Below are 16234 nucleotides of genomic sequence, written 5' to 3'. Positions count from 1 at the left end.
GCGGTGCGCCACCGGTATCCGACCGCGGCATCGCCGGAGCAGTGCTCTTGCACTTCGGCGACGCCGCGTGCAGACTCATCTGCGAGAGCACTGCTCTCGTATCGGACCAATGATCACAGGAGGCGGGCATGACGACGACGGTGCTGGTGACCGGGGCGAGCGGTGGGATCGGCGGGCATCTGCTGACCGCGCTGGCCGGCCGGGACGTGACCGTGCGGGCGCTGGTCCGCGATCCCGACCGCCTGGCCGGTGCCGGTGCCGGCGTCGGGGTCGAGGTCGTGCGGGGCGACCTGCGCGACCCGGGCGCCGTCGCCGCGGCGCTGCACGGGGTCGACGCGGCGTTCCTCAACTCCCCCTCGGCTCCCGACGCCGCGACGACCCAGATCGCGGTGGCCGACGCCGCCGCGACCGCCGGGGTGAACCGGCTGGTACTGCTGTCTCAGTTCGCGGCGCGGGCGGACTCCCCGGTGCGGTTCCTGCGCTGGCACGCCGCGGTGGAACAGCACGTCCGCGACCTGGGCATCGGCCACGTGGTGCTGCGGCCGAACCTGTTCCTGCAGGGCCTGCTGGCCTTCGCCCCCCTGGTCGCGGCGACCGGCCGGTTCGGCACCCCGATCGGCGACGCCGCGGTGAGCGCGATCGACGTGCGCGACATCGCCGACGCCGCCGCGGCGGTGCTCACCGGCGCCGGATCCGACGGCGTGGTGCACGACCTGACCGGACCGCGTGCCGTCACCCACGCCGAGATCGCGGCGGCCCTGGCCGAGGCGACCGGACACCCGGTGTCGTTCGACGACCTCACCCCGGAGGCGTTCGCCGCCGCCCTGGACGGGGTGCTGCCACCCTGGCAGGCCGCGGGACTGGTCGAGGACTACGCCCACTACGCGCGCGGCGAGGCGGCCCGGGTGGACGACGCCGTCGCCGTCCTCACCGGCCACCCGGCCCGCACCCTGGAGGAGTTCGCCCGCGACCACGCCGCGGCATTCGCCCCCGCGGGGCCGAGCGCTCAGACCTTCACGTAGGCCCGCAGCGTCACGTAGCCGGTGATCCCCGCGACGAGCGCACCGGTGGGCACGAGCAGCGCCGAGACCACCAGCACGTCGGAGATCCGGACCGGCGGGATCACCCCGGCCTGCCCCATCGCGGCGAACAGGTCGTCGACGACGGCGTACTTGGCCGCGACCAGACCGATCCCGGCGAGCGCCCCGCCGACGGCACCGGCGATGGCGGCTTCGACCAGGAACGGCAGCTGTGTGGTCCAGCGCGTCGCCCCGACCAGGCGCATCACGCCGACCTCCGTGCGCCGCATGAACGCCGACACCTGGACCGTGTTGGAGATCAGCAGGATCGCCGCGAGCGCCTGCACGACGGCGAGTGCGAACGCCACGTTGCGCACCCCGTTCAGGAAGTCGAACAGGGTCCCGACGACGTCGCGCTGGTCGATCACCCCGCGCACCCCGGGCCTGCCCTCGACGGCGGCCCGGGCGGCCGCGGCGCCCGCCTGCTGGTCGGTGAGGGTGACCCGCAGGGTGGCGGGCAGCGACTGCGGCCGGGCGACGTCGGCGACCGACTGCCCGGCGAACAGCTCGCGGAAGCGGGTGTAGGCCTGCTGCTGGGACTCGAACGTGACCCCGCCGACGCCCGGGGCGGCCTCCAGCGCGCTGCGCAGCGACGCGCACGTCGGCCCGCTGCAGTCGGGATCGGTCTCCGAGACGTCCGGGGTGAGCGCCACCTGGATCTCGAGCCGGTTCGTGTAGAGCGCGGAGATGTCGTCGATGGTGCGCAGCACGAGCAGGCCCGCACCGACCGACATCAGGGTGACCGCGGTGGTCAGCACCATCGCGACGGTCATCGTGACGTTGCGGCGCAGGCCGGAGGAGACCTCACGGGTGAGCAGGGCGGGGCGCATCTACCGGCCCGCCCCGTACACCGCGCGGGCCTCGTCGCGCAGCACGGCGCCGTCGGCCAGCTCGATCACCCTGCGGCGCATCGCGTCCACGATGGACGAGTCGTGGGTGGCCATCAGCACCGTGGTGCCCCCACGGTTGATGCGCTCCAGGACCTGCATGATCTCCCGCCCGGTCTCGGGGTCGAGGTTGCCGGTGGGTTCGTCGGCCAGCAGCAGCGGGGGCCGGTTGACCGACGCCCTGGCGATCGCGACGCGCTGCTGCTCGCCGCCGGACAGCTCGTGCGGCAGCCGCTCGGCCTTGCCCTGCAGCCCCACCATCTCCAGCAGCTCCGGGACCGCGATCCGGATCTCCGACGGCTTGCGCCCCAGCACCTCGAGCGCGAACGCCACGTTGCCGGCGACGGTGCGCTTGGGCAGCAGCCGGAAGTCCTGGAAAACGCAGCCGATCCGCTGGCGCAGCCGCGGCACCTTGCGCCGGGGCAGCCCAGCGACGTCGAGGCCGTCGACGAGGATCGATCCCGAGGTGGGGACGTCCTCGCGCAGCAGCAGCCGCAGCAGCGTCGACTTGCCCGACCCGGACGGTCCGATCAGGAACACGAACTCGCCCGCCCCGACCGTCGCGGAGACCCGGTCCAGCGCCGGACGCCCGGACGTCGGGTACCGCTTGGTGACGTCCCGCAGCTCGATCACGGAGCGGGACGGTACCGCCGCCCGGAGTGCACGGGCGGTGACGACACGCCCGTCAGTCCGGTCCGGCGACGACCGGGGCCCGCGACGGGTCGAGCGCACCGGCGAGCCGGTCCAGGGCCGGGGCCGCCGCCCGCAGCGTGACGGCGTCGGCGTCGTCGAGGTCGTCGAGGGCAACCCGGATCTGCCGCGACCAGGCCGCGACCAGCAGCTCCCGGTGCCGGGCGGCCCGCGCCGTGGGGTGGAGCAGGGCACGACGACCGTCGGCCGGGTCGGCCCGGCGCTCCACGAGGTCACGTTCGACCAGCGATCGGACGGTGGTGCTGACGTTGCTGGCCTGCAGGCCGAGCCCGCGCGCCACCGTCGAGACGGGATGCCCGGGACGCGCGGCGACCCACCGCAGGACCTCGTGCTCGGACCCGGTGATCACGTCCAGCCCGACCGCGTGCTCACCCGCCGCCCGCAGCACGCGCGACAGGTCGTGCACGGCGTCCACCATGGCCGCCCAGTCGTCGTCACGCTCCTTGACCTCGGTCACAGACGCGATACTACGCGACAGGTCATATATACCTTCATAGGTAATCGTCACAGGAGAGGACAGTCATGACCGTGGGTACCGAGCAGGCCGCGCCGAGGACGGTGCGGGGCCGCACCGTCCCGGACGGCGTGTGGATCAGCGTCCTCGCGCTGCTGACGGCCGTCGCGCCGCTGGCCACCGACATGTACCTGCCGGTGCTGCCGACGGTGGCGGCCGAGCTGGGGACCTCGGCGTCGGCGTCGCAGCTGACCCTGACCGCGTTCCTGGTGGGGCTGGCCGTCGGGCAGCTGGTGATCGGCCCGCTCTCGGACAGCTGGGGGCGGCGACGCCTGGTCGTCGCCGGCACCGTGCTGCTGTTCGTCGCGTGCCTGGCGAGCGCGGTCGCGCCGTCGGTCGCGGTGCTCGTCGTCGCCCGGTTCCTGCAGGGCTTCGGCGGGGCGGCCGGCCTGGTGCTGAGCCGGGCGATGATCTCCGACCGCACCACCGGTGCGCGGACCGCGCAGCTGTTCTCACTGATGATGGCGATCAACGGGATCGCGCCGGTGGTGGCACCGGTGATCGGCAGCTCGCTCGGCGGGGTCGTCGGCTGGCGGGGCATCTTCGTGGTGCTGGCCGGGCTGGCCCTGCTGATGCTGGTGTCGTCGCTGGTCGCGGTGCACGAGACGTTGCCGGTCACGGCCCGCAGCACCGGCGGTGTGCGACGGACCTTCGCCGACGTCGGCGCGCTCCTGCGCCGCCGTCGCTACGTCGGCTACGTGCTGGCCTTCGCCACGGCGTTCTCGATGATGTTCGCCTACATCTCCGGGTCGCCGTTCGTGCTGCAGCAGACCCTCGGCCTCTCGACGACGCAGTACGCCCTCGCCTTCGGGGCGAACGCGGCCGGCCTGGTGCTGGGCAACGTCGTCAGCGGCCGGCTCGCCGCGCGGATCGCCCCACGGCGCCAGCTCGTGACGGCCGTCGGCGGACTGGTGGTGCTGTGCGCGGCCCTGCTGGTCGTCGCGCTGCTGGGAGCGGCGCGCTGGCCGGTGCTGGTGCTGCTGTTCGCGACGCTGACGACGCTGGGCTTCGTGATGGGCAACAGCGCGGCGCTGGCCACCGGTGAGGTCCGTGACCGCGCCGGGGCCGGCTCGGCCCTGCTGGGGGCCACCCAGTTCGGCCTCGGGGCCCTGGTCTCGCCGCTGGTCGGGTCGAGCGCGACGGCGATGGCCGTGACCATGCTGACCGCGGCCGCGCTCTCCGCCGTGTCGCTCGCCGCCCTGACCCGCGGGGCGACCGCGGCCGACTGAGCCCGCCCGGGCTCGCCCGCGGCACCGCCCCGCCGCGCCGCCCGGCCGAGCCGACCCGCCGCACCGACCGACCCGCCGCACCGCCGATCCGTCCCGCCGCGCGTCGGACGCGCGCCGAGATGCAGCTCAGCGGGAGTTGTCGATCTCTGCGGCCCGCTGAGGTGCATCTCGGCGCACCGCGACCGACCCGGGGCGCGGCGCGGACCGCGACGCGCACCCCGCGACGCGCGAGGCAAGAGGCGCGAGGCACGAGACGCGAGGCGGGCGAACGACGGGACGCGGGAGCGTCGTCAGGGGGCGGTGATCTCCACCGGCAGCCCGGGGTCGGCGAACGAGACCGTGACCGCGCCCGGGACGGCGGCACCGGCGGTCCGCGTCCCGGTGGCCGGGGCCTGTGGCTCCAGACGCAGCCGGAGCAGCCGTCCGCGGTCGGCGGGGGCGGCGTCGGGGGCGCCGAGCCAGGCGGTGAACCGCGGGGTCGGCGAGACCAGCCCGGCGAGCTCGTCGAGACGGGTCCCGACCGCCGGGTCCGGGGCACCGGCCCGTGCGGCGGCGAGGTCCACGGACCCGGTGTAGGTCGTCGCGGCGACGCCGTCGACGTCGGTGGTCCCCGGCGCGGCGACGACGTCGCGCAGGCCGGGGGCGGCGTGCAGCATCCCGCCGACGGCGCCGACCGGGACGAGCCCGGTGGACAGCGGCTGCCAGCGGTCGCTCCCGCCGAAGCGGACCCAGGCACGGTCGTCGAGCACCCTGACCTGGGCGCCACGGGTGCCCAGGGCCACGGTGAGGTCCGCGGCGAACGGGGTGAAGCGGGCGGGACCGGAGGCACGCACCGGGCCGGTGACCGAGTCCAGCTCGACGTCGACCCGCGCCGAGCCGGCGTCGACGAGCGCGGTGCCCGCCGCGGCCACGGCGTCCTGGGCCGACGGTGCGGCGACGGCCGCGGGCGGGGCGCCGTCCGCGGCAGGCTCCTGGGCACCGCCGGTGCACCCGGCGAGCGCGAGCAGGACGAGCGCGCCGCAGGCGGCGGCCGCGCGACGACCCCGGCTCACGAGGCGGATTCGGTCTGCTTGCGCCAGCGGATGCCGGCCTCGATGAACTCGTCGATCTGGCCGTCGAGCACCTGCGAGGGGTTGCCCTCCTCGTGCTCGGTGCGCAGGTCCTTCACCAGCTGGTACGGGTGCAGCACGTAGTTGCGCATCTGGTTGCCCCAGGAGGACCCGGCCTCCTTGAACGAGTCGCGCAGCTCGCGCTCCTCCTGGCGCCGCTTCTCCAGCAGCTTCGCCTGCAGCACGGCCATCGCCGAGGCCTTGTTCTGCAGCTGGGAGCGCTCGTTCTGGCAGGCGACGACGATCCCGGACGGGATGTGGGTCAGCCGGACCGCGGAGTCGGTGGTGTTGACGCCCTGACCGCCGGGCCCGGAGGCGCGGAACACGTCGACCCGCAGGTCCTTCTCGTCGATCTCGATGTGGTCGGAGGTCTCGACGACCGGGGCCACCTCGACACCGGCGAACGACGTCTGGCGCCGGCCCTGGTTGTCGAACGGCGAGATCCGCACGAGGCGGTGGGTGCCGGCCTCGACCGACAGCGTCCCGAACGCGTACGGGGCGTGGACGGCGAAGGTGGCCGACTTGATGCCGGCCTCCTCGGCGTAGGACGTCTCGTAGACGTCGGTGCCGTAGCCGTGCCGCTCGGCCCAGCGCAGGTACATGCGCAGCAGCATCTCGGCGAAGTCGGCGGCGTCGACCCCGCCCGCCTCCGAGCGGATGGTCACCAGGGCCTCGCGCTCGTCGTACTCGCCCGAGAGCAGCGTGCGGACCTCCAGCGAGGAGATCTCGCTGCGGAGCTTCGCGCGCTCGGCGTCGGCGTCGGCGACCGCGGACTCGTCGCCCTCGTCCTCGGCGAGCTCGTAGAGCACGGGCAGGTCGTCGAGCCGGCGGCGCAGGTCGTCCAGCCGGCGCAGGTCGCCCTGGGCATAGGCCAGCCGGCTGGTGATCTGCTGGGCGGCGTCGACGTCGTCCCAGAGGTCCGGCCGGCCCGCCTGCTCGGACAGTTCCTCGATCTCCTGGCGCAGCCGGGGCACGTCGGCGACGGCCTCGATGCTGGACAGCGTGGTGTCGAGGTCCTTCAGGTCGGCCTGGACGTCGGAGTTCACAACGGTCGAGGGTACGCGGGGTGCGCCCCGGTTCAGTCCTGGGGGATCGCGTCGATCAGCTTGATCATCGCCCGGGTGTGGGCGACGGCGAAGTCCGCGACCGGGCGGCCGTAGGGGTCGTCGGTCGCGCGGGCGGCGGCACGCGCCACCGCGAGCCGCTCGGCGTAGGCCTCACGGGCGGCCGCGACCAGCTCGGTGCGCTGCTTGACCGTCAGCGTCCCCGCGTGCAGCAGCCGCAGCACCAGCGGGCTGCGGACGGCGTCGGCGTCGCCGCCGGTGGCGAGCCAGTGCTTGAACGACCGCTTGCCCGCCGCGGTGATCACGTACTGCTGGCTGGCCCGCGGGCCCTGCTTGCCCAGACGCAGCAGCGCCTCCTCGGTCAACGCGGGCAGCTCGCGGTAGACCTGGCTGCGGGTGACGGAGAAGAACAGCCCGAACCGCTCACCGGCCGCTGCCACCAGCTGCCCGCCGGTCATCGGCCCTCCGTGGAGCAGGCCGAGGAGAGCGGCGGCGGTGGCGTTGACCGGTGTGACGGGTGCCATCGTCCGACGGTCCCACGTCCGGGCCGGGCGCGCGAGTCCACAGCGCACATCCGCCCTGAGCAGACGGCGTGCACTGTGGCCTCGCGCCGGCCTCGCGCCGGCCTCCGGCCCGGCCGCGGTGAGCGGGCCGGGCCGGACGAAGCGCGGCCCGTGGACGGGTCAGGCGCCGACGGTCAGGGAGGCGATCCGCTCGCGGGAGACGGCGACGTCGCCGTACTGGCCGGCGAGCCGCTTGGCGCGCTTGTAGAAGAAGTGCGCCTCGTGCTCCCAGGTGTAGCCGATGCCACCGTGGAACTGGATCATCGCCGCGGTCGTCTGGAGCGCCACGTCGCTGCTCTTGGCCTTGGCGACGGCGACGGCGGGCTCGGCGTCGTCGAGCCCGGTGTCCACCGCGTGCGCGGCGTAGAGCGCCGCGTGCTCGGCCATCGTGACCCCGACGTGCAGGTCGGCCAGCGCGTGCTTGAGCGCCTGGAACGACCCGACGGGCACACCGAACTGGGTGCGCTCGCGGTCGTAGGCGACGGTGCGGGTCAGCGCCTCGCGGGCGATGCCCACCAGGTCCGCGGCGACCAGCACGGTCGCCCGGTCGGTGAGCAGCCGCTGCAGCTCGACGGTGGTGCCGGGCAGCGCCTCGGCGGTCCCGCCGCTGCACGACGCGAGCCGGGTGGTGCCGTCGTAGCTGCCGACCGGCGACGCCGTGGCGCCGGTGACCAGCGCCAGCCCGGGCAGGCCGTCCTCGGCCGGCGCGACGACGACGTCGGCCAGGGCGCCGTACTCCACCACCGGCAGACCGGTCGCGGCGCTGCCCCGGGTGGTGAACGCGCCGACCGCCTCGCCCGCGGCGAGCTTCGGCAGCCAGGCCGCCTTCTGCTCGTCGGAGCCGGCGAGCCGGATCGCGTCGGCGGCCAGCACGGTGCCGCGCCACGGGCCGGGCGCGACGCCCGCCCCGAGCGCGCGGGCGATCACCTGGGCCTCGACCAGGCCGAGACCGAGGCCGTCGTGGTCCTCGTCGACGGTGACCGCGGTCCAACCCTGCTCGCCGGCCGCGCGCCACAGCGACGCCGGGTTGCCGTCGTCGGACGGGTTCTCGACGACCGTCCGCACGGCGGCGAGGTCGAACCGCTGCGCCAGGTAGTCGCGCACCGCGGCGCCGAACTCCTGCTGGTCGGAGGTGAGTGCGAAGAACATCGGTGGCTCCTCCTGCGGATCAGCGGGGCAGGCCGAGCACGCGCTCGGCGGTGACGTTGCGCTGCACCTGGGACGAGCCGCCCCAGATCGTGACCGAGCGCGACCACATGGCCTGGGCGTGCAGCGGACGCAGGTCGGTGCCGTCGGGCAGGGCGTCCAGCGTGGCGTCCTCGCCGAGGATCCGGTCGTCGACCTCCCAGAGGTCCTGGAACGCCTCGGACCACTGCAGCTTGGTCATCGACGCCTCGAAGCCGAGGTCGCGGCCCTGCTCGACCTGGGTGAGCACGTGCATCGAGTGCAGCCTCAGGCACTCCAGCTCGGTCAGGACGCGGGCCAGGTCGTCGCGGATCACCGGGTCGTCGGCACGGCCCAGCTTCCGCGCGACGGCGGCGATCTCGTCGTACTGACGACGGAACTCGGTGTACTGGGAGATGCCGGACGCGCCGCGCTCGAAGGACAGCAGCAGCATCGCGGTGCGCCAGCCGTCGCCGATCTCGCCGAGGCAGTCGGTGACCGGGACGCGGGCGTCGTCGAAGAACACCTCGCCGAACTCGCTGGCCCCGCTCATCTGGCGCAGCGGCCGCGCGGTGACGCCGGGCTGGTTCATGTCGATCAGCAGCATCGAGATGCCGCGGTGCTTCTCCGACCCGGCCTCGGTGCGGACCAGGGTGAAGATCTTGTCGCCGTGCACGGCGTTGGTGGTCCAGACCTTCTGTCCGTTGACGAGGAAGTCGTCGCCGTCGCGGACGCCCTTGGTGGACAGCGCGGCGAGGTCGGAGCCGGCGCCGGGCTCGGAGAAGCCCTGGCACCACACGACCTCGTTGCGCAGCAGCGGGCCGATGATCTCCTTCTTCTGCGCGTCGGTGCCGATCGCCATGACCGTCGGCGCGAGGAAGGTCAGGCCGAGCGGGTTGACCGTGCGCGGCGCCTGGGCGCGGACGGTCTCCTCGTCGTAGATGGCCTTCATGCCGGGGGTGCCGCCGCGACCGCCGTACTCGACGGGCCACTGGATGCCGGCGAACCCGGCGTCGGCCTTGTCCCGCTCCCAGTCGCGCCGCAGCCGGAAGCTCTCGGAGTCCTCCAGTGACTCCCAGAACCCGGGGCGGGTCCACTCGTCGGGGATGTGGGCGCGGAGCCAGGAGCGCAGTTCCTCGCGGAACTCCTCCTCGGCGGGGGTGAAGGTCAGGTCCATGGATGCACCCGTTCTGCGTGTGAGGTCGGCACTGAGGTGTTCTCAGTAGCGGGTTGATCATGTCGTGCGGTCGTACTCGGTGTGGAGTAGTACGAGCGCAGCTGCGGTGATCGCGCCGGTGCGCCAGGGACATAGCGTGACTCGCCGCAACGCGGCGAAGGTGGTCTTGAGCAGGGCGTTTCCGCGTTCGGCCAGAGCACGAAGGGCTGAGTGCAGGGTGTTGACGGTGCGCTGGTTGACCGTCTGCCCGCGGCCGGGGACGGGTTTGATGGGCACGGTGAGCCGGTCGGCTTCGCCTTCGTAGCCGAGGTCGCCCAGCGCGGCGTGGGTGTCGTCGGTGAACGCGGCCAGGCCCTCGAGCAGCCCGGGGTGGGTACGGGCGCAGCGGGTGTCGTGCTCGCGGCCCGGCCGCACGTCGCTGGTCCATAGCGGCCATCCATCAGGTGCGGTGAGGACCTGGATGTTCCCGCCGTGGCGGCGGTGCTTGCCCGACCACCACAGGTCGACCCCGGGGGTGAGGCCGAGCGCGCGGCACCGGTCGGTGGCGATCAGGGTGCCGTCGAGATTCACGTGGGTGTGCCCGGCTGTGCGGGCGGCGAGCAGGGCTCCGTGCAGGCCGGGTGCGGCCGCGGCGAGGACGTCGATGCCTTCGTGCAGGTAACGGTAGGCCGTTGCAGTGCTGATCGCGTTGTCACCGGCCAAACATCGGACCCGGGTAGCATCACAGAACCAGCGGATCACCAGCACTGCCTGGGCGAACGGGGTCAACGCCCGCCGCCGGGTGCCACGTCGACGGCGTTGAAGGACCAGGAGCCGCGCCAGATAGGCCACGGTGCGCTCCCCGATCGGGAGGACAGCGGTGTAGGTGACAGGATCAGACATGCAGGACCTCGGTGACGGTGTCGATCTGTGCTGGACCGAACCGATCTACCGGGGTCCTGCCCCGTTCCCGCTCATCTCACCACCCTCGGCGTGTCGCCACGACCTGCCACCCCGCTACTGAGAACACCTCACTGTCCCGCCCCGGAGCCTTCCATACCCGCCGGTAACCTGCTTCCCACGGCGTGCCCGTGGCCGGTGGCGGTATGCGCGGAGTACCATTCCGGTATGCGCAGCGAGCGGGTGACGGTCACGCTGCCGGCCGAGCTGGTGGCAGAGGCGAGGGACGCGGTGTCCCGCGGATCGGCGGCGAGCCTGTCCGCCTACGTGGCGGAAGCCGTGCAGGCACGGCAGGACCGGGACCGTTCCCTGGCCACCCTCGCGGAACTCTACGGCGGTCCCCCGCCGGCCGACGAGCTGGATGCCGCGCGCCGTTCGCTGCGCCCGGTTCCGCCCGTGGCCGTCGGCTGAGCCCGCGATGATCGGCGGACGCGTCCTCGATGCCTCGGCTCTGGCGGCCTTCGCGACCGGTCGTCCCGTCTACATGCGCGCCCTGGTGTGGGCCGCGGTGGAGGAGAACATCGTGCTCGCGGTGCCCAGCGCCGCCCTCGGCCGCGCCTGGTCGATGGTCGACGCCGAGCACCACGCCGCGTTGCAGGTCCTACTGGGCCTGCCGAACACCGTGATCCACGAGCTCTCCCCGGAGAGCGCCCAGGAGGCCGGGCTGCTGCTCGCCTCCCAGGGGCTCGACGACATCGTGACCGGCCAGGTCGTCACCGCCGCCCGGCGCCGGGGCTGGCCCGCGGTGACCGGGGACCCGGGGTCGCTGCGCAAGCTCGACCCGATGGTGCCGATCGAGGAGCTGCCCTGAGGGTGCTCAGGCACCCTCCTCGCGCAGCCGGGCCCGCAGGCGCGCCAGCTCGTCGTCGGTGAGGCCGTTCTCCTGCAGCCAGCCGACCGGGCCGCCGTGGCGCTCGTCGAGCAGCCGCAGGAACTCGGCCATGACCTCGGCCCGCGGGCGGTGCCGGTCGAGCTCGTCGGCGGGCGGCATGGGCTCGCCGGAGGCGGTCGTCCACTTCTCGAACAGGGCGTCGATCCGGGTCGCGGACAGCGCGTAGTCGGCGGTGATCTCCTCCCGCGGCACCCCGACCGCGGCGCACACCAGCGCGACGAGCACCCCGGTGCGGTCCTTGCCCGCGGCACAGTGGACGACGGTCGTGCCGGAGTCCAGGGCCGCGATCCGGCGGACCCCGTCGACGACGTACTCCCCCCGGCCCTCCAGGTAGGCGAGGTAGTGGCCGAGCATCGGGTCGAGCGCCGCGTGGGCGTCCCCGGTCTCCGGCAGCGCGATGCCGGTCTCGGGGATGAAGCTGAGCCGGTGCACCGGCACCCCGGCGTCGGCGAGCGCACCGAGGCCGTAGGTCGTGCGCTCGCGGTCGGTGCGCAGGTCCAGCACCTGGACCACGCCCAGCTCGTCGGTGAGGTACGCGACGGCGGCCGGGCCCAGCCCCTCCAGGGACTCGGTGCGCAGCAGGACGCCGGTGCGGACGCGGCCCCCGCCGTCGAGCGGGAGGCCGCCGACGTCACGGGCGTTGGCGAGGCCGTCGACGGTCAACCAACGGTCCGGTACGAGATCGGTCACGACCCCAGGTTAGGCATCCCGGCCCGCCACGGCAGCGGTCGCGACCCAGGGTTCACCGGCCGTGCACCGGCGGGCGACGCAGCGCGGCGGGCAGCGTCCGGGCGCCGTCGCCGTACGCGGCGGCGGCGTCGTCGGGGTTGACCAGACGGCAGGTCGTCATCGACAGGCAGCCGCAGCCGATGCAGCCGTCGAGGCCGTCGCGCAGGGCGGTCAGCGCCTCGATCTGCTCGTCGAGCCTGCCGCGCCAGGACCGCGACAGCCGCGCCCAGTCCGACCGGGTCGGTGTGCGGTCGGCGGGGAGCGCGTCGAGGGCGGTACGGACCTCCTCCAGCCCGATCCCGATGGACCGGGCCGCCCGGACGAACGCGAGCCTGCGCAGCACACTGCGCCGGTAGCGGCGCTGGTTGCCCCGAGGTCCGGGTCGCGGAGATCAGCCCCTCGCGCTCGTAGTAGCGCAGCGCCGAGTGCGGGAACCCGCTGCGCTCGACGATCTCCCCGATGGTCAACAGGTCGCCCGTGTCCATCCCCGTCCCCCGTCCGCCACCCCGCCGCGGCCGTCCCCGCGCGCCGCTCCGCGCACGGGGACGGCCCGTGAAAACCTTGAGCCAACTCTAGTATTGCGCCGTTCGTCGCCTGCCCGCCACCTGCGGAGACCACCGTCCGTCGGCCGGGTTGCACCGTCCATCGGGTTGCCTCGCGCACACGCTCAAGATCACGAAACCGGTGAACGGTGCCTGTCGCGCGGCGACCGACAACCCCGGTGCTGGACCCCCGGGGCGGGGGCCTCTACGGTTGTCCCCAGTCATCACGGCCCGATCACGAGCGGGCTGGAGCCGGACTCCCCGACCGGCTCACCCGGGACCCCCGACCCGGCCGTTCGTGCGCGGTGCCGTCCGTGATCTGAAAGGCGTTTCCTTGACCGGACACCGCTCCCCCGGCGGCCACCACGGGTTCCCCCGATCCGTGGCGACCACACCCGCAGCAACGGCCGCTGCGCCGTCCCTCCGCTCGCCGCGGCACGGTGGCCCCGCGCACGCCGCACGGCGTGCGGGCACCCGCACGGCCGCCACCGGCGCCGCGTTCGGCGTGCTCGCCTCCGGCGCGTTCGCCGCGATCGTCCCGACCACTCTGGACGGGACCTCCGCGCAGGCCGACGCCGAGGAGGGCGGCACCACCGCCGCGACGACGCTGGCCGCGTACTCCGCGAACATCCCGTCCGCCACGAAGGCCACCGACGGCTCGACCTCCGGCTTCTTCAGCCCGGTCTCCTTCGTCCAGTCGTCCGCCGCGTCGGGCACGCTGCAGTCCGCGGCCCCCGCCGCCGACGCCGACCTCGCGTCGCTGGGCAAGGCGCACGAGATCGCGACGAAGATCGCCGCCGAGCACGCCAAGGCCGCCGCGGCCGAGCAGGCGCGCGCAGCCGAGAAGGCCCGGATCGACGCGATCGTCGCCAAGGGCGGGCTGGACGGCTGGATCGCCGAGGCCCTGGACCACATGGGGCTGTCCCAGTCCTACGCGGCCGGGCTCAAGCGGATCATCCTCAAGGAGTCCAACGGCAACCCCAACGCCATCAACAACTGGGACTCCAACGCCGCGGCCGGCAACCCGTCCGAGGGCCTCATGCAGGTCATCCCCTCGACGTTCGCGGCCTACGTGCACCCGGACTTCGCGGACCGGTCGATCACCGACCCGATCGCGAACATCACCGCGGGCGTCCGGTACATGATCGACCGCTACGGCATCGACACGCTCGACGCGGGTGGCCGGGTCGGCAGCCACGGCGGATACATCGGATACTGAGCGACACCCTGACCCATGACGGCGGTCACCGGGGGAACCCGGTGACCGCCGTCGTCGTTGAGCGGCCGGGACGTAAACTTTCCTTTACCCGACCGTGCCGAACGAGGAGCTGCCACTCGTGACGTCTCCCGGTGGAGCACCCGCCGCCCGCACCGGAACGACCGCCGGCGGTGCCACGCGTTCCCGGTTCCGTCCGGAGCTGCAGGGCCTGCGCGCCCTGGCGGTGCTGCTGGTGGTCGTCTACCACGTCTGGGTCGGCCGGGTCTCCGGCGGCGTCGACGTGTTCTTCCTGATCACCGGCTTCCTCATCACCGGTGGCCTGTACCGGGCCGCGGCGCGGGGCGGGATCGACGTGCTCGCCACCTGGCGACGGCAGTTCTCCCGGCTCCTGCCGGCGATGACGGTGGTCCTGACCGCGGGGGTGGTGGCCGGGTTCTGGCTGCTGCCGGAGAACCGGTGGATGCCGACCGTCCGGGAGACGGTCGCGTCGCTGCTGTTCCTGCAGAACTGGGAGCTGGCGCACAACTCGGTCGACTACGCGGCCCGCGACAACGCGGCGAGCATCGTCCAGCACTTCTGGTCGCTGTCCATCCAGGGCCAGTTCTACCTGCTCGCGCCGCTGGTCGTGGCCGGCGTCGCGATCGCGACCCGGCGGGACGGGGCCGACCTGCACCGCCGGCTCACCGGCACACTGCTCGCCGTCGGCGGGGCGTCGTTCGCGTACTCGGGGTACCTGACGCTGGTGAACCAGCCGCTGGCCTACTTCCACTCCGCGACGCGGATCTGGGAGTTCGCGCTCGGCGGGCTGCTGGCGCTGTGGATCTCCCGGATCGAGGACCGGCCGGAGCTGACCCCCGGCACCCGCGCCGTGCTCGGCTGGGGCGGCGTGGTCGCGCTGGTCTCCTGCGGGATCCTGCTGCAGGTGGACCGCGCGTTCCCCGGCTGGGCCGCGCTCTGGCCGACGCTGGCCGCGGCGATGGTGCTGGTCGCCGGGCGGTCCGGGCACCGGTTCGGCGTCGACCACCTGCTGTCGGGACGGGTGCTGCGCACGATCGGCGACCTCTCGTTCCCGCTGTACCTGTGGCACTGGCCGATCCTGACGCTCACGCTGGTGCGCACCGGGCAGGACCGACTGGACCTGGAGCAGGCGCCGCCGTGATCGCGGTGTCGTTCGTGCTGGCCTGGCTGACCCACCGGTTCGTCGAGCAGCGGGTCGCCGCGCTCGACGTACGCCGCGCGCTGCGCACCGGCGGGGTGCTGGCGCTGACGGTGCTCGTCGCCGCGGGGTCCTGGTACGGGCTGGCCACCGCGCGGGCGTCGACGCCGGTGCTGGCGGGCTCGCCGTCGCACCCTGGCGCGGGGGCGCTGTCCCCGCAGTTCGACCTCGCCTCGCTCGACCCGGCCGACGCCGAGCTGACCCCGTCGCTGGTGCAGGCGCCCGACGACTGGAGCTACCACGGCACCAGCTGGGACTGCGGGCCGTCCGAGCACGGCGCGGAGCTGGAGGCCTGCACGGTGCCCGCGCCGGACCCGGAGACCTCGGAGCGGACGGTCGCCGTGGTCGGCGACTCGCACGCCCAGCAGTACGCCGCCGCGCTCGCGGTGATCGCCGAGCAGCGCAACTGGTCGATGGTGGGCATGTTCCGCGGGGCCTGCCCGATGTCGGTGCGCTCGGAGACCGTCGCCGACGACCAGGGCTGCACCGACTGGAACGCCGCGGTGCACGACCAGCTGGTCGAGATGCACCCCGACGCCGTCCTGACCCTCGCCAGTCGCGACGTGCGTCCCGGGCTGCACGAGCAGACCCCCGAGGGGTTCGTGCAGGCCTGGCAGCGGCTCGACGCGGCCGGGATCCCGGTCGTCGCGGTCCGCGACAACCCGCGGTTCGACTTCAACGTGGTCGACTGCGTCGCCACGCAGGGCCGGGGCGCACCGGACTGCGACGTCGACCGGCACACGCTGTACCAGCCGTACCCGCCGTGGTCGGTGGTCCCGGGCGTCCCGCCGAACGTGGTGTTCGCCGACGTGTCCGACGGCATCTGCGACCCGGCGCTCTGCCGCAGCGAGGTGGGCAACGTGCTCGTCTACATGGACGACAACCACCTGACCGCGACCTACGCCGAGACCCTCGCCCCCACCCTGTCGACGGCCTTCGACCACCTCGGCTGGTGAGCCTCAGGCCGGGCGGAGGCTCCGCCCGGCCACCGAGACGACGTCGCCACGGCGGAGCTGGGCGCCACGACGGTGCTCCGGCGCCCCGTTGACGGTGACCTCGCGCGCCTCGAGGATCTCGCGGGCGTCCGCGCCGTCCTCGGCCAGTCCGGCGAGCTTGAGGAACTGGCCGATCCGGATCGGCTCCTCACGGATGGGGACGTCCTCGGGGATCGGCTGTGGTGTCGACATGCACCCAGTGTCC

Annotated in this window: 18 protein-coding genes and 1 pseudogene; 7 read left to right on the top strand and 12 right to left on the bottom strand. The window is 73.8% G+C overall.

Features of this window, described 5'->3' with window-relative positions:
* The first annotated feature begins 128 nt into the window (after positions 1–128).
* Positions 129–1022, top strand: coding sequence for an NAD(P)H-binding protein (locus Ae331Ps2_RS15610; protein ID WP_075308054.1), 894 nt, complete (start codon positions 129–131; stop codon positions 1020–1022).
* Here Ae331Ps2_RS15610 and ftsX read toward each other — a convergent pair.
* From ftsX to Ae331Ps2_RS15595, 3 genes are read right to left on the bottom strand one after another with little or no spacing between them, the layout of a single operon-like run.
* On the bottom strand, positions 1007–1909 hold the full coding sequence (gene ftsX / locus Ae331Ps2_RS15605; RefSeq protein WP_075308056.1) for a permease-like cell division protein FtsX: 903 nt from the start codon (positions 1907–1909) through the stop codon (positions 1007–1009). The two genes, Ae331Ps2_RS15610 and ftsX, sit on opposite strands and share 16 nt — an antisense overlap.
* Positions 1910–2599 carry a cell division ATP-binding protein FtsE gene (gene ftsE / locus Ae331Ps2_RS15600; RefSeq protein WP_043280365.1) on the bottom strand — a complete coding sequence of 230 codons (690 nt, stop codon included), beginning with the start codon at positions 2597–2599 and terminating at the stop codon, positions 1910–1912.
* A gap of 52 nt (positions 2600–2651) precedes the next feature.
* Positions 2652–3134 (bottom strand): MarR family winged helix-turn-helix transcriptional regulator, encoded by a 483-nt coding sequence (locus tag Ae331Ps2_RS15595; RefSeq protein WP_083695608.1) that lies wholly within the window; start codon positions 3132–3134, stop codon positions 2652–2654.
* Between the two features lie 65 nt (positions 3135–3199).
* Between Ae331Ps2_RS15595 and Ae331Ps2_RS15590 the strand changes: the two genes are divergently transcribed.
* Entirely contained in the window at positions 3200–4420 is a 1221-nt protein-coding gene (locus Ae331Ps2_RS15590; protein WP_075308058.1) for a multidrug effflux MFS transporter, read from the top strand.
* Positions 4421–4710: 290 nt separating this feature from the next.
* On the opposite strand, the gene Ae331Ps2_RS15585 is transcribed toward Ae331Ps2_RS15590, so the two are convergent.
* The 6 genes from Ae331Ps2_RS15585 to Ae331Ps2_RS15560 all read right to left on the bottom strand — a co-directional run bounded on the left by Ae331Ps2_RS15585 (position 4711) and on the right by Ae331Ps2_RS15560 (position 10379).
* Positions 4711–5472: a hypothetical protein gene (locus Ae331Ps2_RS15585; RefSeq protein WP_075308060.1), complete on the bottom strand. Its 762-nt coding sequence runs from the start codon at positions 5470–5472 to the stop codon at positions 4711–4713.
* Positions 5469–6575, bottom strand: a complete 1107-nt coding sequence (prfB, locus tag Ae331Ps2_RS15580; protein ID WP_060713113.1) for a peptide chain release factor 2 — start codon at positions 6573–6575, stop codon at positions 5469–5471. The genes Ae331Ps2_RS15585 and prfB overlap by 4 nt, the downstream gene beginning before the upstream one ends.
* 32 nt (positions 6576–6607) lie before the next feature.
* The gene (locus Ae331Ps2_RS15575) at positions 6608–7117 is read right to left on the bottom strand and encodes a helix-turn-helix transcriptional regulator (protein WP_020621783.1); all 510 of its coding nucleotides are present in this window, start codon (positions 7115–7117) and stop codon (positions 6608–6610) included.
* 159 nt (positions 7118–7276) lie between these two features.
* Positions 7277–8305 (bottom strand): acyl-CoA dehydrogenase family protein, encoded by a 1029-nt coding sequence (locus Ae331Ps2_RS15570; protein WP_075308062.1) that lies wholly within the window; start codon positions 8303–8305, stop codon positions 7277–7279.
* 19 nt (positions 8306–8324) lie between these two features.
* On the bottom strand, positions 8325–9497 hold the full coding sequence (locus tag Ae331Ps2_RS15565) for an acyl-CoA dehydrogenase family protein (protein ID WP_075308064.1): 1173 nt from the start codon (positions 9495–9497) through the stop codon (positions 8325–8327).
* A gap of 57 nt (positions 9498–9554) precedes the next feature.
* Positions 9555–10379, bottom strand: coding sequence for a transposase family protein (locus Ae331Ps2_RS15560; protein ID WP_075329683.1), 825 nt, complete (start codon positions 10377–10379; stop codon positions 9555–9557).
* Positions 10380–10604: 225 nt separating this feature from the next.
* Here Ae331Ps2_RS15560 and Ae331Ps2_RS15555 point away from each other — a divergent pair, with 225 nt between their 5' ends.
* Positions 10605–10847, top strand: a complete 243-nt coding sequence (locus Ae331Ps2_RS15555) for a hypothetical protein (protein ID WP_075308066.1) — start codon at positions 10605–10607, stop codon at positions 10845–10847.
* A gap of 7 nt (positions 10848–10854) precedes the next feature.
* The gene (locus Ae331Ps2_RS15550) at positions 10855–11247 is read left to right on the top strand and encodes a hypothetical protein (RefSeq protein WP_020621779.1); all 393 of its coding nucleotides are present in this window, start codon (positions 10855–10857) and stop codon (positions 11245–11247) included.
* A 6-nt stretch (positions 11248–11253) separates the two neighbouring features.
* On the opposite strand, the gene Ae331Ps2_RS15545 is transcribed toward Ae331Ps2_RS15550, so the two are convergent.
* Both Ae331Ps2_RS15545 and soxR read right to left on the bottom strand, forming a co-directional pair.
* Positions 11254–12018, bottom strand: coding sequence for a tyrosine-protein phosphatase (locus Ae331Ps2_RS15545; RefSeq protein WP_075308068.1), 765 nt, complete (start codon positions 12016–12018; stop codon positions 11254–11256).
* A gap of 52 nt (positions 12019–12070) precedes the next feature.
* Positions 12071–12542: pseudogene (gene soxR / locus Ae331Ps2_RS15540) on the bottom strand (redox-sensitive transcriptional activator SoxR).
* 439 nt (positions 12543–12981) lie between these two features.
* Here soxR and Ae331Ps2_RS33320 point away from each other — a divergent pair.
* From Ae331Ps2_RS33320 to Ae331Ps2_RS33310, 3 genes are all read left to right on the top strand, one after another.
* A complete protein-coding gene (locus tag Ae331Ps2_RS33320; protein WP_083695606.1) occupies positions 12982–13818 on the top strand; it encodes a transglycosylase SLT domain-containing protein in 837 nt (278 codons plus the stop codon).
* A 118-nt stretch (positions 13819–13936) separates the two neighbouring features.
* Positions 13937–14977 carry an acyltransferase gene (locus tag Ae331Ps2_RS33315; RefSeq protein ID WP_233147430.1) on the top strand — a complete coding sequence of 347 codons (1041 nt, stop codon included), beginning with the start codon at positions 13937–13939 and terminating at the stop codon, positions 14975–14977.
* Positions 14974–15990: an SGNH hydrolase domain-containing protein gene (locus Ae331Ps2_RS33310; RefSeq protein ID WP_249265600.1), complete on the top strand. Its 1017-nt coding sequence runs from the start codon at positions 14974–14976 to the stop codon at positions 15988–15990. Before Ae331Ps2_RS33315 ends, Ae331Ps2_RS33310 begins: the two co-directional genes overlap by 4 nt.
* A 3-nt stretch (positions 15991–15993) precedes the next feature.
* Here Ae331Ps2_RS33310 and Ae331Ps2_RS15525 read toward each other — a convergent pair whose 3' ends face one another.
* Positions 15994–16221, bottom strand: coding sequence for an RNA-binding S4 domain-containing protein (locus Ae331Ps2_RS15525; protein WP_075308070.1), 228 nt, complete (start codon positions 16219–16221; stop codon positions 15994–15996).
* Positions 16222–16234 lie beyond the last annotated feature (13 nt).

It is taken from the genome of Pseudonocardia sp. Ae331_Ps2 (genome assembly GCF_001932405.1).
Classification (GTDB): Bacteria; Actinomycetota; Actinomycetes; order Mycobacteriales; family Pseudonocardiaceae; genus Pseudonocardia.
This window is presented reverse-complemented; position numbering and strand designations above follow the sequence as displayed.

Excerpts from the sequence above, each read along its gene's own strand:
- Ae331Ps2_RS15610 (WP_075308054.1), top strand. The coding sequence starts at position 129 with ATGACGACGACGGTGCTGGTGACCGGGGCGAGCGGTGGGATCGGCGGG.
- ftsX (WP_075308056.1), bottom strand. The coding sequence starts at position 1,909 with ATGCGCCCCGCCCTGCTCACCCGTGAGGTCTCCTCCGGCCTGCGCCGC.
- Ae331Ps2_RS15590 (WP_075308058.1), top strand. The coding sequence starts at position 3,200 with ATGACCGTGGGTACCGAGCAGGCCGCGCCGAGGACGGTGCGGGGCCGC.
- Ae331Ps2_RS15575 (WP_020621783.1), bottom strand. The coding sequence starts at position 7,117 with ATGGCACCCGTCACACCGGTCAACGCCACCGCCGCCGCTCTCCTCGGC.
- Ae331Ps2_RS15570 (WP_075308062.1), bottom strand. The coding sequence starts at position 8,305 with ATGTTCTTCGCACTCACCTCCGACCAGCAGGAGTTCGGCGCCGCGGTG.
- Ae331Ps2_RS15565 (WP_075308064.1), bottom strand. The coding sequence starts at position 9,497 with ATGGACCTGACCTTCACCCCCGCCGAGGAGGAGTTCCGCGAGGAACTG.
- Ae331Ps2_RS15560 (WP_075329683.1), bottom strand. The coding sequence starts at position 10,379 with ATGTCTGATCCTGTCACCTACACCGCTGTCCTCCCGATCGGGGAGCGC.
- Ae331Ps2_RS15555 (WP_075308066.1), top strand. The coding sequence starts at position 10,605 with ATGCGCAGCGAGCGGGTGACGGTCACGCTGCCGGCCGAGCTGGTGGCA.
- Ae331Ps2_RS15550 (WP_020621779.1), top strand. The coding sequence starts at position 10,855 with ATGATCGGCGGACGCGTCCTCGATGCCTCGGCTCTGGCGGCCTTCGCG.
- Ae331Ps2_RS15525 (WP_075308070.1), bottom strand. The coding sequence starts at position 16,221 with ATGTCGACACCACAGCCGATCCCCGAGGACGTCCCCATCCGTGAGGAG.